This window comes from Marinomonas mediterranea MMB-1, from assembly GCF_000192865.1.
In the GTDB taxonomy this organism is placed as follows: domain Bacteria; phylum Pseudomonadota; class Gammaproteobacteria; order Pseudomonadales; family Marinomonadaceae; genus Marinomonas; species Marinomonas mediterranea.
The window spans coordinates 3,290,190-3,302,533 of record NC_015276.1; the positions used below are offsets into that span (position 1 = coordinate 3,290,190).

Sequence of the window (12,344 nt, forward strand, 5' to 3'; positions counted from 1 at the left end):
CTACTCCACTACAAGACTATCGAAACGAGCGTTTTCCGGGCTTTCTCGGCTTAAACTCTTGCTTATCAGAGCTTTGCCAATCAAATCCTTTAGTACGTCGAGCTTTGCCAGGAACCTGTTTAGCACGTCGTCTTTTCAGGTCTTCTTGTTCCTGTTTTGTTTTTTGCTTAATTGGAGCTGGCTTAATATCAACAAGCTCACAAAGACCATTTACTTCGGCCTCTTCCATCTCAACCCAACGTCCTACCTTCGCTTTAGACGGCAAGAATACTGGACCAAAACGCACACGCTTAAGGCGGTTAACTTTTAACCCTTGCGATTCCCAAAGTCGACGAACCTCACGATTACGGCCTTCCATTAGGCAAACATAAAACCAATGGTTAATACCTTCACCGCCACCATCAACAACATCGGAGAAACTCGCCATACCATCGTCAAGCAAAACGCCTTTTTTCAAAGTCGCTATATGCTCATCTGTTACCTGCCCCATGACGCGGACTAGGTATTCACGATCAATTTCAGTGGAAGGATGCATTAAACGATTCGCTAACTCTCCATCCGTAGTAAAAAGCAGTAAGCCAGACGTATTTATATCCAAACGACCAACCGCGATCCATCGTTCACCACGTAATTTTGGCAATCGATCAAATACCGTAGGGCGACCTTCGGGGTCTTTGCGGGTACACACTTCGCCTTCCGGTTTATTGTAGATAATAACTCGACGATTTTGCCCCGCGCCACTCACCGACACAGGATAACCATCCAATTCAATTTGATCTTCTAAACCAACTCGGTCACCTAATGTTGCTACTTCACCATTAACAACAACACGACCTTCACGTATACGGTTTTCCATCTCTCTTCGAGATCCTAAACCAGCTCTAGCAAGCACTTTCTGTAATTTTTCGTCCATTACGACCTCATGTGGGAATGCTTCGCAGCAACCCTATTAACCTACAATTAAAATTATGCGACATTATACCTGTCGAACGCATATCTGGCATCACTAATCGGGATGCTTTTTTACATAAATGGCGACGGATCTCCCGCTCCCACTCGAGAGACAGTAATATCTTCCGAGTCCATGTGCACAACCGTCGTAGGTTCCATACCACAATAACCACCATCAATAACTAAATCTAGTTGATGCTCAAGCGTTCCGCGAATATCGTATGGATCCATCATTGGATCACTCTCACCGGGCAAAATTAAAGATGCACTCATGAGAGGCTCGCCTAATTCATCCAAAAGTGCTGACACAATATTGCTTTGAGGAATTCTTATTCCGATTGTCTTACGCTTTGGATGCATTAAGCGTCTAGGCACTTCAGACGTAGCATTAAATATAAAGGTATATGGCCCCGGGGTATTGTGCTTTAACAGGCGGTACATGACGTTATCAAATCGCGCATAGGTCGAGATTTCAGACAAGTCTCGAACCACCAGCGTAAAATTATGCTTATCATCTAACCTTCGAATTGTTCGAATTCTTTCAAGCGCTTTCTTATCACCAATGTGACATCCTAGCGAATATCCACTGTCAGTAGGATAAGCTATCACACCACCTTCTCGTACAATCTGTGCGGCTTGCTTAATTAAACGCACTTGTGGGTTGTCGGGGTGCACCTGAAAAAACTGACTCAATCAACTCTCCTCGCGTTAACACGCTACTTTCATGAAAAACTAAATCAACGTACTGCTAAATTTTAGCCTAAAAACCCCAAGCTATGAGGCCTAGGGGATTCTTAATACGCCTCAGGCGAACCAGCGATACCAAATCGGTGACACCTCTGATTCATGAATAGGCGTATACTTGCCGATTTCAGTCCATGGACCAAACGGTCCGTGGAAATCGCTGCCGACAGAAGCAGCAAACTCATATTCACGAGATAACCGCTCCAATAACCTCACTGAGTCTGGCTTCTCATTGCCAGATACGACCTCTATCCCCTTTCCGCCCGCGACCTTAAAATCGGTTAGCATTCGCTTTAATTTAGTCACGGTTAAAGGGTAACGTTTCGGATGAGCGACAATCGTATATACATCGCTTGAATTAAGCTGATGAACAACATCAGATAGTTCAGGCCATACTTGGCGGAGCTTTCCACCAAGATGCTTATTATTAAGGTGTTTATCAAACGCTTTATTCATATCTTTTACCAAGCCTTTTTTAACCAGCACCTTGGCAAAATGAGGACGACCCAATTGACTGATTCCAGCCTCCTCCAACGCCTCCTCGTATATATCAGGCAAACCTTGCTTCATTAATAAAGCAGCAATGGTTTTGCCTCGCTCAATACGAACCTGTTGATTAGCATTAACAACCGTGTTGACCGCATCATTGTCCATATCAAAGCCTAATGTGACTAAATGAATAGGCACCCCCATCCATTGCACAGAAAGCTCTACGCCGTTAATAAACTTCATACCTAATTTAACGGCTTCGCATCGTGCTTCATCCAAGCCATTCAAACTGTCGTGGTCAGTCAAAGCTACAACCTCTACGCCGTTCTCGTATGCTCTTTGCATTAAAACTGCGGGAGCAAAAACGCCGTCGGAGGCCAATGAGTGCATATGCAAATCGACTTTTTTATAACGAAGGTGATCCATTTTAAAGCTGTTAATTCTCTTTTTAGGCCGTTATTATCTCCTGAGCATACATAAACTGGTTCTAATATGAAAATTCTATTCGACTTTTTACCTATTATCGTTTTTTTCGTCGTCTACAAGATGACCAACGACATCATAATCGCGACAGCGGTTCTTATTCCGGCAACCATACTGCAAGTTGGTTACACTTGGTGGAAACACAAGCAAATAGAGAAGATGCACATTGTATCCCTCGCCTTGGTTGTTTTACTCGGTGGCGCAACCGTCCTAATGGGTGACGGCGACTTCATTAAGTGGAAGCCAACGATCGTAAACGGCCTATTTGCTCTTGCATTCTTAGGCAGTCAGTTCATCGGAAACAAAAACCTAATACAACGTATGATGGGCGATAAAATTTCTCTTCCCTTCAAAGTATGGCGCACACTAAATCTAGCATGGGTCGGTTTCTTCATTGTTTCAGGCTTAACAAATTTGTACGTGGCATTTAACTTCAGTGAGGAAATTTGGGTCGACTTTAAACTATTTGGCCTTCTTGGCATGACCTTAGTATTTATCGTTCTTCAAGGCATTTACTTGTCTGCCCATATGCAAAATAAGGACTAGAATATGCTTTACTCTATTGTCTGTTACGATCATAAAAACAGTTTAGAAGGCCGCAAGTCTGCACGCCCTGCACATTTAGAGCGATTAAAGAATTTGCGTGAGAAAGGAAAATTAATCCTTGCAGGCCCTAATCCAGCTATCGACACAAACGACCCAGGCGAAGCTGGATTCACTGGCAGCCTTATCGTTGCCGAGTTTAATTCTTTAGAAGAGGCTAAAAAATGGGCTTCTGAAGACCCTTATCTAGAGGCTAACGTCTACGAAAAGGTCGAAGTAAAACCGTTCAAGCAAGTCTTCTAGTACACATAGAAATTCAACGTTTATCCCAAACTCAGATAGAAAAAAGGCAGCACGACTATCTTTTTTCTATCTTTATATAATGACTTTAATTATGTGTTTTATCCGAGTGCCCTAGATCTCTTTCAGGGTCAATAATGTCCCGTATTCTCTGTTTCAATACTTTTGCTTCAGGAAACCCATCTTCCTTTTTACGACACCACACTTCTTCCCCATTCACCCTAATTTTAAAGATTCCGCCTTCAGTTGGTATCAAAGTAACGCTTTTCACGTCCGCATCAAAGGTGGTTAACACTTCTTGAGCAAGCCATGCTGCTCGCAGCATCCAACGACACAAAGTACAGTATTCAATTTCTACAACCGCTGTTCTCATAGTTTCGCAACTCACTTTTAAATTATATTACAATTCAATTACTTAGCTTATCAACTCAACTCCCCAGCCTAACGATTAAGCATACTAAACACACCGATAACGATGAGTTTATAAGCTTTTAACCCGCCTACACGACCAAGCAATCTGTTTTTCTGTAACGAAGTCACCTAATATAGAGGCACCAACTAAATAGGAAAGAAAAAAATGAAAAAAAGTCTCGTCTTAGGGCTCCTTTTTACACTTTTCACGAGTTATGCCTTCGCGACACAAGTCGATATACAAACCAACAAAGGCACCATCCGAATTGATCTCGCAGATCAAGCCGCACCAAATACAGTGGCCAACTTTTTGAAATACGTCGACGATGGCTTTTATGATGGCACGATTTTTCACCGTGTCATGAAGGGCTTTATGATTCAAGGCGGAGGCTTTACTCAAGATATGGGCAAGAAAAGCACACGTCCACCAGTGCCGTATGAAGGCAACAACGGCTTGTACAATGATCGTGGAACGATCGCTATGGCTCGCACTCAAAACGCAAACAGCGCCACTTCACAGTTCTTCATCAACCAAGTTACCAACCCATTCTTAAACCATGGCGCGCGTGGTGGAGCAGGTTACACCGTCTTTGGCGATGTAATACAAGGCATGGATATTATTGACAATATTGCCGATGTATCGACACATAATGTCGGTCCCTACAGTAACGTTCCAAAATCACCGGTTATCATAGAGAAAGTTGTACGTGTTAAATAACTATAGACTTGAGGCCCCAGCATTACACTGGGGCCCTGATGGCGTCCCACGCTCGAACGAGTTTGATGACGTTTATTTCGATAAAGAAGCGGGACTTGAAGAATCAAAATACGTCTTCTTACAACACAATGACCTAGAACAGAGATTCCGAACACTTAAAGCGGGCCAGACATTTAGCATCGCTGAAACAGGTTTTGGTACGGGCTTAAACTTTCTCTGCGCTCTTCAACTTTTTAACCAAGTTGCTCCTCAAAACGCAAAACTCCACTTTGTTTCTGTCGAAAAGTTCCCCCTAGATAAAACAGCACTAAAAAAAGCATTGGAATCTTGGCACTCTCTTCGCTCTGAATCCGCCGCGTTAATCAAAGATTACCCAGAGCTGTGCGCTGGACTCCATCACATGGACTTTATTGGCGACAATGTCTCACTGTCACTTTACTTTGGTGAGGCGAGCAAGGGCTTCAGCTCATTAAACGGCAAGATTGACGCATGGTTTCTAGATGGCTTTGCTCCCAGCAAAAACCCTGAAATGTGGAGTGACGAGCTTTTTTCTCAAATACAGAGACTCAGCTATAACAAAACGTCATTTGCTACCTTTACCGCAGCAGGGATAGTAAGACGAGGCCTAAAGTCACACGGCTTTAATGTCCAAAAAGTAAAGGGATTCGGGCACAAACGAGAAATGGCCATTGGCCACTTTATCGAAAACAAATCTACAGCTGTCGAGTCAAAGAAACCTTGGTTTCATATTAGAAGTGACATAAAAAACCAACCATTGGTCGAAAAGCCTCTCCCAAAGAAGGCATTAATCGTCGGAGCAGGCATTGCTGGGGCGACAACCGCAAGAGCGCTTGCAGAGCAAGGTATTGAAGTACAAGTTTGGGAAAGTTCAGATCGTATCGCAAGCGGCGCATCGGGCAATATCCAAGGAATGCTTTACCCGAAACTTGCCAATCAAGATACACCTGCCAACCGCTATTATTTGGCGTCCTATTTATACGCCAACCGTTACTACCATCATTATCAGAAGCGAGATACTAACCCTGACTCAAAAGACATTTGGTGGAGCCAATGCGGTCTTCAACAAGAACCTAAAAACAGTCAAGAGTCAGACAAGCTCACTCAAATACTAGAAAAACAACTTTATCCAGACGATATTGTAAAACGAGGGGCTGAGAAAGGGCTATTCCTACCGTTATCCGGCTGGATAAAACCCGCCGAAGCCTGCCATTGTTTGCTCTCTCACGACCGCATTCATATTTCCCTCAATCGTCCCCTCAAAAAGCTCCATAAAGAAAACAAGACAGAGCCAACATTTGAAGCGTTTGACACGAACAATTCAGAGAAATTCGACTACGTCGTCATTTGTACAGCAAACAATCATGACATGCTGGATCAATGGTTGCCATTGCAAACCAAAGCGATTCGAGGACAAGTTACACATGCGCCTCTTGAGGCACTAAAGCCAGCTTTTCCAGAGAGCACTTTCGATCAATCACTCTCTTTTGACTCCGTTATTTGTGGACAAGGTTACGTTTCGCCACAACTATCAAAACACTTAAACTTTGGCGCAACATACGATTTAAAAAATAACGACTCACTGGTACGTGAAGAAGACCATATCAAGAACTTAGAAAAGTTAAGTCACCTGATAAATATCGACCCTAAGAAAGTGGATATCAGTAAACTAACAGGACGAGCTGCACTTCGATGCACCGTACCTGATTACTGCCCAATCATCGGCCCAGTAATGGATAAAAACTACTTGACGTCAGCATTCGCGCCTCTCAGCAAAAACGCGAAGTGGGAAACAGAAGACAATACGGAGTTTGTCGAAGGGCTCTTTGTCAACATAGGGCATGGTTCACGCGGACTTGTTAGTGCCCCGCTATCTGCTCGCTATTTGACCTCTTTGATCATTGGACAAATCGCGCCGATAGAGCAAACGTGTGTGGACGCGTTACACCCTTCTCGTTTCACTGTAAGAGCACTAAAACGAGGCGACCTCTAAATAGGTTCTAGGTTGCTTCTACTTCTAGGCAAGGTACGAATATAGAAGCGTTATCCACACGCAGAAGCCAGTGGACTTGTTCGCACCTTCACTAGCTAGCTTGACCTAAATTCTGGCGTAATCTTGCGATTGAGGAATATACAGCAAGCACTAGTTAGATCCCACCCAACTCGACGACGGGTAAGAGAGTGAAATCACTAAAAACAGAAACACAACCTTGTAAGACCTTGTGTAATGACACAAGGTCTTACAAAACACTATTTTTCAAATAAATCACAGGCGCTTGGAATCAACTCCTCAAGCAACATCAGTGTTTGCGGTCTATACACGATATCATCCAGTCCTTTATGCAAGGTTCGCAGCTTACCACTCAAACGAACAACATTTGGATTAATCGGTTCGTAAGGATAAATATGGTCTTGCATACTTAACTTATGAAGCTCATCCAGCTCTTCTTGAAGCATGAGTTTCATTGCAAAAAAAATGTCTTTATTATCGATGTCATTGGTTTCCCAGTATGCGTCTGATAGCGCAGAACCCAACTCATAAAATACATTTAACGCATCAGCAACCGTTTTTTGATTCATATTATCTCCAAGCAGACAGTATTTACTTTACTTGCACTCTTGTTTTCGTACATGCTAACCCCATAACCTTCATTCTAGCTGTGAATCAATACAGGTAAATAGATCTTGAGTAATACTATGTACGCTAACGTAACATCGGACAATTTATGGCGATCGCTTCAAGAGGAAGCAAAACACCTTTCTCATGAAGAACCCATATTAGCGAGTTACTTCAACACGACCATTTTACGCCATGACTCCTTGGCTTCGGCTTTGAGTTTTCTGCTGGCTAACAAGCTAGACAGCAGCTCAATCCCGGCCATGGTATTACGTGAAGTGTTTGAAGAAGCCATGACAGCTTCTAACTCTGACATAGTTCGACGCGTAGAAAAAGATATAATTTCAATAAATGAACGTGACCCTGCATCGGACGGATATACAACACCTTTGCTGTTTTTCAAAGGTTTTCATGCACTTCAGGCCTATCGAGTTGCTCATTGGCTTTGGAATGAAAACAGAAAAACCTTAGCCTTTTATATTCAAAGTCAGATGTCGATGACATTTGGTGTCGACATTCACCCAGCAGCACAAATTGGTTGTGGCATTCTTCTTGACCACGCAACGGGCTTAGTCGTCGGCGAGACGTGTGTGATAGAAGACAACGTTTCCATCCTTCAGTCCGTCACACTAGGCGGTACTGGCAAAGAACATGGCGACAGACATCCAAAAATTCGCTCTGGCGTATTAATTGGCGCAGGCGCTAAAATCCTCGGTAATATTGAAGTAGGCGAGGGCGCCAAAGTGGGCGCAGGGAGCGTCGTTCTTGAAGCAGTAAAAGCACACACTACCGTAGCGGGTGTACCTGCAAAAGTAGTAGGCCGAAACAGAGAGCCTGAGCCGTCAAGAGCGATGGACCATTCCATTTCAAATTGCATTAAAGAAAAATAAGAGTGCAGCAAGGCGATACCCTGCCTATCCTATCGCCTTGCTACTTCCCTCATACAATGAGCTCACTTTAGAGCACCTCTTGCATCGACGTAAATTAAATCGTAGCAAATAAAGCTTCCTTCATTTGCTTAGCGATATTTTGAAACAACCACTTTCGATTCCAAAGTAATCACCATAAAAAAACCACTTTTATTAAGATCAACACCTTTAAAACGAAAGAATTAAACTGTATTACAACCCCTTTCACACACTAAAATGAAGCTCAACATCAACCCGAATAAGTAAGAGAATTATGTCTATATCCCACCTATTTTTATGGATTACCGCCGCAATTTGGGGCTTTGCCTTTGTGGCTCAGAACATCGGCATGGAAGAACTGGGTCCATATGGATTTAATGCTGCTCGCTTCACACTGGCTACATTAGCCATGCTGCCACTCGCCATTATTTTTGACAGAAAGAGCACTATTGATCTAGCTGTATCATTAAAAGCCGGACTCTCTGGCGGGGTTATACTTTTTATTGGATCAACACTGCAGCAGGTCGGCATACAGTACACAAGTACAGCGAATGCAGGCTTTATCACGGCCATTTACATGCTTATCGTGCCACTAATGGGACTATTCCTAAAACATAGAATTGAGCGAAAAGTTTGGTTTGGAATAGCGTTTACCGTCGTTGGTTTTTATCTATTAACTGTCGGACCCAACTTAACGGTGCATAAAGGCGATAGCTTGATGCTAGTTGGCGCATTCTTCTGGGCATCCCATGTATTGGTTGTTAATCACTTCGTTAATCGTGTTCCGGTGATCACATTTTCCGTCATACAACTGATGGTCGTCGCCGCTCTCTCTTGGGGAGTTGCTCTCTCAATTGAAGAAGTGTCTTGGAGCGCGATAGAAGTAAGCTGGCTACCGATTGCCTATACAGGCATTGCATCGTCAGCTATTGCTTATTCGTTACAAATGTTAGGGCAAAAAGGGGTCTCTCCAAGCATTGCCGCTTTAATCCTTTCAACTGAAGCTGTTTTTGCCGCTCTAGGAGGTTGGATATTTTTAAGTGAAGAGCTTACCGCGCGGGCCATTTTCGCTTGCACACTCATATTCGCTGGCATGATCATCAGCCAGTGGCCTCAATCCAAAAAAACGCTCTCAGTAACCGCATAATAAAACAAGCAGCTCGTTGATTCCCTCTTCGAGCTGCTTATGTTTCAAAATAGCCGTTTTTTAGTTGTCGCGTTTAAACAATAGTGCTTAGACAATAGCTTTCGTGACGAGAAATGTACTCAAAGTAACGCCTCAACATCTTCTGCATTGAGCGGTAACTCTCGATCAATGGGCGTCGTCAGCACCATCATAGTGTTAGTATCACTCAGGTCAATTAAGCGCTCAAGCAACGCATCAAGTTTCGACAATGAATGCGTGGAGACCTTTAAAATAAAAGCATAGGGGCCAGTAACGTTATAGCAAGAAACCACCTCTTTTTGTGAAAGCACAAGTGCTTTGAACTCCCTTTCCTTGGTTCGATACACCTGACACTCCACTATTGCAGTAATAGGAATGCCAACCTTTTCAAGATTGATCTTCGCTCCATAACCCGTAATAACACCAGCCTCTTCCAACTTTCTCACTCTTTCCGCTACAGCTGGTGCAGACAAATGAACCTGCTTGCCTAACTCGGCGTATGACAAGCGGGCGTTCTCCTCTAATGCTTTTATAATTTTCCAGTTAATTTTATCCATATCGCCTTTTCAAACAGATCAGAAAAACATGCACTAAGCAACGCACTCAAAAATTTAAACAGTCGCGCTTTCTACTTTAGCGTTTCCCCTAACGAGAGGAGCTCGCCAACACACTACCAGCGAAAATAAAAAGAGAAGCAATTGCTTTGTTCACTCGAGATATCCAACGCGCGCTCGATAAATAACGCCTTAGCTGCATCCCAAAATACGCATACATACAGGCAGAAAAGTACTCAGCCAATAGAAAGGTAATACCAATAATGAAAAATTGAGGTGCAAGAGGCATAGCGACATCAATGAGTTGAGGAAATATCGCCGTAAAAATCAAAATCGCCTTAGGGTTACTTATGGCAATAAAAAACTCTTGGCGAATCAAAGGAAGCATACTTGAGGAGCTCCTTGAAAAAGAAGATGTCTCGTCGACTTGCGTAACCGGAGCGCGCCAAGTTTTGATACCAAGATAAAGTAAATAAAAAACACCAAACCACTTAACAACATTAAACCAAAATGCAGAACTGACGATCACAGCGCCAAGCCCAACCGCAGAAACACTCATTAGAATAACAAATGCTAAGTTTCTACCAGTGGCCCCAATCGTTGCAGGTAAAACACCTTGGTAAATACCGTTATACATGGAAGTAACGTTGTTCGGGCCGGGTGTAAGGGCAAGCAATGTCAGAAAAGGGACTAACGCGAGCCAAACTGAAAAACTCATTTCTCTCTCCTATCTAGGGAAGGTACGAATAAGTCTTATCAGAGAAACAGCGTATTAAGGTGAGAGTGTGCAGGAATGTTAATACCTTTCAATCACTCTTAACAAAAATAGGCCGTTTCTCTGAAAGACCCAAAGGGCGTGAGCTAAACTTTCTTTAATTCTTGTTAACTTTCTTGCCAATATGCTCAATATTGGACAGCGACATTTGCCTCGAGACACTTGCCTCGAATAAAGAAGCGTTATCCACACGCTGAAGCCAGTGGACTTGTTCACACCTTCCCTAGCTGCCACATGTCTCTATGATTTACAGATGTGACGGCTGGTTTTGGCACTTTCCAATTGCTCTATTTATGTAACCCTAGACTCAAATAAGCGTAATTTTTGGAACAACGCTTATCGGTCAATCAAAGTTGCGCGTTTTGTAAAGCGAGAAAGTACTTTATACAACCCATATGCATCTTTACTGCCAGCCGTTTCGCGAATGGAATGCATGCCAAAAGTCGGTAGACCAATATCAAGAGTCGGAACTCCGATCTCCCCCGACGTAATCGGACCGATAGTACTGCCACACGCCATATCACTGCGCACAACGAAGGTTTGCACATCATAGCCTTCTTGCTCAGCGAGATCTTTGTATACTGCAGAAGTCTCACTGTTGGTTGCATAACGTTGATTATTGTTTACCTTGATCACCGCGCCTTGGTTAATTGATGGCGCGTGCAACTTGTCATGTTTACTGGCGTAATTAGGGTGTAAGGCATGCGCATTGTCTGCCGAGATCAACATGGAATTTTGAATCGCTCGTACATAATGCTCGGGGTTGGGTGACAATCGGCGTAAGACATCTTCTAAGAACGGGCCATTTGCACCACAGGTAGACAAACTTCCTACCTCTTCGTGATCGGTACAGATCAACAAACTTGGTCGTTCATAATCTGACGCGATCAGTGCTTCCATACCAACAAAACAACTTAGTAGATTATCAAGACGAGCAGAGCAAATGTATTCGTCGTGTAACCCTACGATCGCAGGTGCTTGAGCATCGTACATCGAAAGCTCGAAATCCAGAATTGCGCTAATATTCAAGCCGTCATGTTCTGCTTCTAACTGTTGCTGAATCACTCGCTTAAGCTCAAACTCATTCGTTGCATCACAAAGAATTGGGAGAATTTCTTCCTGAGGATTAACTGCAAATCCATCCGTATTCACGCCTCTATTTAGATGAATAGCAAGGTTAGGAATCGTCGCGATGGCCTTTTTAAAATCAATCAACCGACTTTTTATATCGCCAGATTCTGTCTTAAAGGTCGCCCGCCCTGCCATTGACAAATCACGATCGAGCCACGTATGCAGCAATACGCCGCCATAAACTTCCACACCAAGCTGGTGATGCCCATGACGCGTTACTTGCGCATTCGGTTTCAGTTTAAAGCATGGACTGTCAGTGTGCGCCCCAATCATCCGCCAACCCGTATTAAAAAAATCTAACGTTGGTGTTGTAAACGCAATAAGAGACGAGTCATTACGCGAAACAAAATAACGCCCACCTTCGTCAATGACCCAGTTGTCATCTTCTCTTAATTCGAGAAAACCAGCTTCCAGCAATCGACTTTTCATGCTCTGTGTCGCATGGAACGGTGTGGGGGAAGACTGTAAAAAGCGAAGCAGTGACGGATTAAAGTTTGATGATTCCATAATTTCCCGTAAAGACAATACCTTATTAAA

Annotated in this window: 14 protein-coding genes; 6 read left to right on the forward strand and 8 right to left on the reverse strand. The window is 43.4% G+C overall.

The window, feature by feature from the left end:
• Nucleotides 1-16 precede the first annotated feature (16 nt).
• The 3 genes from rluB to MARME_RS15075 all read right to left on the reverse strand — a co-directional run bounded on the left by rluB (nt 17) and on the right by MARME_RS15075 (nt 2,610).
• Nucleotides 17-913: a 23S rRNA pseudouridine(2605) synthase RluB gene (rluB, locus tag MARME_RS15065; protein ID WP_013662121.1), complete on the reverse strand. Its 897-nt coding sequence runs from the start codon at nt 911-913 to the stop codon at nt 17-19.
• Nucleotides 914-1,023: 110 nt separating this feature from the next.
• A complete protein-coding gene (locus MARME_RS15070; RefSeq protein ID WP_013662122.1) occupies nt 1,024-1,644 on the reverse strand; it encodes an L-threonylcarbamoyladenylate synthase in 621 nt (206 codons plus the stop codon).
• A gap of 111 nt (nt 1,645-1,755) precedes the next feature.
• Nucleotides 1,756-2,610: a PHP domain-containing protein gene (locus tag MARME_RS15075; protein ID WP_013662123.1), complete on the reverse strand. Its 855-nt coding sequence runs from the start codon at nt 2,608-2,610 to the stop codon at nt 1,756-1,758.
• Between the two features lie 66 nt (nt 2,611-2,676).
• Here MARME_RS15075 and MARME_RS15080 point away from each other — a divergent pair, with 66 nt between their 5' ends.
• Together MARME_RS15080 and MARME_RS15085 are read left to right on the forward strand one after the other, a co-directional pair.
• The gene (locus MARME_RS15080) at nt 2,677-3,213 is read left to right on the forward strand and encodes a septation protein A (RefSeq protein WP_013662124.1); all 537 of its coding nucleotides are present in this window, start codon (nt 2,677-2,679) and stop codon (nt 3,211-3,213) included.
• Between the two features lie 3 nt (nt 3,214-3,216).
• Nucleotides 3,217-3,513: a YciI family protein gene (locus MARME_RS15085; protein WP_013662125.1), complete on the forward strand. Its 297-nt coding sequence runs from the start codon at nt 3,217-3,219 to the stop codon at nt 3,511-3,513.
• Nucleotides 3,514-3,598: 85 nt separating this feature from the next.
• Here the strand turns inward: MARME_RS15085 and MARME_RS15090 are convergent, their stop codons facing one another.
• Nucleotides 3,599-3,883, reverse strand: coding sequence for a SelT/SelW/SelH family protein (locus MARME_RS15090; protein WP_013662126.1), 285 nt, complete (start codon nt 3,881-3,883; stop codon nt 3,599-3,601).
• A gap of 204 nt (nt 3,884-4,087) precedes the next feature.
• On the opposite strand from MARME_RS15090, the gene MARME_RS15095 reads away from it, so the two are divergent.
• On the forward strand, nt 4,088-4,639 hold the full coding sequence (locus MARME_RS15095) for a peptidylprolyl isomerase A (protein ID WP_013662127.1): 552 nt from the start codon (nt 4,088-4,090) through the stop codon (nt 4,637-4,639).
• On the forward strand, nt 4,629-6,650 hold the full coding sequence (gene mnmC / locus MARME_RS15100; RefSeq protein WP_013662128.1) for a bifunctional tRNA (5-methylaminomethyl-2-thiouridine)(34)-methyltransferase MnmD/FAD-dependent 5-carboxymethylaminomethyl-2-thiouridine(34) oxidoreductase MnmC: 2,022 nt from the start codon (nt 4,629-4,631) through the stop codon (nt 6,648-6,650). Before MARME_RS15095 ends, mnmC begins: the two co-directional genes overlap by 11 nt.
• A gap of 257 nt (nt 6,651-6,907) precedes the next feature.
• On the opposite strand, the gene MARME_RS15105 is transcribed toward mnmC, so the two are convergent.
• Nucleotides 6,908-7,237 carry a hypothetical protein gene (locus MARME_RS15105; protein ID WP_013662129.1) on the reverse strand — a complete coding sequence of 110 codons (330 nt, stop codon included), beginning with the start codon at nt 7,235-7,237 and terminating at the stop codon, nt 6,908-6,910.
• 117 nt (nt 7,238-7,354) lie between these two features.
• On the opposite strand from MARME_RS15105, the gene cysE reads away from it, so the two are divergent.
• Both cysE and MARME_RS15115 read left to right on the forward strand, forming a co-directional pair.
• Nucleotides 7,355-8,164, forward strand: coding sequence for a serine O-acetyltransferase (gene cysE / locus MARME_RS15110; RefSeq protein WP_013662130.1), 810 nt, complete (start codon nt 7,355-7,357; stop codon nt 8,162-8,164).
• 292 nt (nt 8,165-8,456) lie between these two features.
• Nucleotides 8,457-9,329: a DMT family transporter gene (locus tag MARME_RS15115; RefSeq protein WP_013662131.1), complete on the forward strand. Its 873-nt coding sequence runs from the start codon at nt 8,457-8,459 to the stop codon at nt 9,327-9,329.
• A gap of 119 nt (nt 9,330-9,448) precedes the next feature.
• Here MARME_RS15115 and MARME_RS15120 read toward each other — a convergent pair whose 3' ends face one another.
• The 3 genes from MARME_RS15120 to MARME_RS15130 all read right to left on the reverse strand — a co-directional run bounded on the left by MARME_RS15120 (nt 9,449) and on the right by MARME_RS15130 (nt 12,314).
• Nucleotides 9,449-9,904, reverse strand: coding sequence for an Lrp/AsnC family transcriptional regulator (locus MARME_RS15120; RefSeq protein WP_013662132.1), 456 nt, complete (start codon nt 9,902-9,904; stop codon nt 9,449-9,451).
• Between the two features lie 88 nt (nt 9,905-9,992).
• Nucleotides 9,993-10,619 carry a LysE family translocator gene (locus tag MARME_RS15125; protein WP_013662133.1) on the reverse strand — a complete coding sequence of 209 codons (627 nt, stop codon included), beginning with the start codon at nt 10,617-10,619 and terminating at the stop codon, nt 9,993-9,995.
• Between the two features lie 393 nt (nt 10,620-11,012).
• Nucleotides 11,013-12,314: a M18 family aminopeptidase gene (locus tag MARME_RS15130; protein ID WP_013662134.1), complete on the reverse strand. Its 1,302-nt coding sequence runs from the start codon at nt 12,312-12,314 to the stop codon at nt 11,013-11,015.
• Between the last annotated feature and the right edge of the window lie 30 nt (nt 12,315-12,344).

Excerpts from the sequence above, each read along its gene's own strand:
- MARME_RS15095 (WP_013662127.1), top strand. The coding sequence starts at position 4,088 with ATGAAAAAAAGTCTCGTCTTAGGGCTCCTTTTTACACTTTTCACGAGT.
- MARME_RS15130 (WP_013662134.1), bottom strand. The coding sequence starts at position 12,314 with ATGGAATCATCAAACTTTAATCCGTCACTGCTTCGCTTTTTACAGTCT.
- MARME_RS15075 (WP_013662123.1), bottom strand. The coding sequence starts at position 2,610 with ATGGATCACCTTCGTTATAAAAAAGTCGATTTGCATATGCACTCATTG.
- MARME_RS15090 (WP_013662126.1), bottom strand. The coding sequence starts at position 3,883 with ATGAGAACAGCGGTTGTAGAAATTGAATACTGTACTTTGTGTCGTTGG.
- MARME_RS15080 (WP_013662124.1), top strand. The coding sequence starts at position 2,677 with ATGAAAATTCTATTCGACTTTTTACCTATTATCGTTTTTTTCGTCGTC.
- MARME_RS15115 (WP_013662131.1), top strand. The coding sequence starts at position 8,457 with ATGTCTATATCCCACCTATTTTTATGGATTACCGCCGCAATTTGGGGC.
- MARME_RS15085 (WP_013662125.1), top strand. The coding sequence starts at position 3,217 with ATGCTTTACTCTATTGTCTGTTACGATCATAAAAACAGTTTAGAAGGC.
- cysE (WP_013662130.1), top strand. The coding sequence starts at position 7,355 with ATGTACGCTAACGTAACATCGGACAATTTATGGCGATCGCTTCAAGAG.
- MARME_RS15105 (WP_013662129.1), bottom strand. The coding sequence starts at position 7,237 with ATGAATCAAAAAACGGTTGCTGATGCGTTAAATGTATTTTATGAGTTG.
- MARME_RS15125 (WP_013662133.1), bottom strand. The coding sequence starts at position 10,619 with ATGAGTTTTTCAGTTTGGCTCGCGTTAGTCCCTTTTCTGACATTGCTT.
- MARME_RS15120 (WP_013662132.1), bottom strand. The coding sequence starts at position 9,904 with ATGGATAAAATTAACTGGAAAATTATAAAAGCATTAGAGGAGAACGCC.
- rluB (WP_013662121.1), bottom strand. The coding sequence starts at position 913 with ATGGACGAAAAATTACAGAAAGTGCTTGCTAGAGCTGGTTTAGGATCT.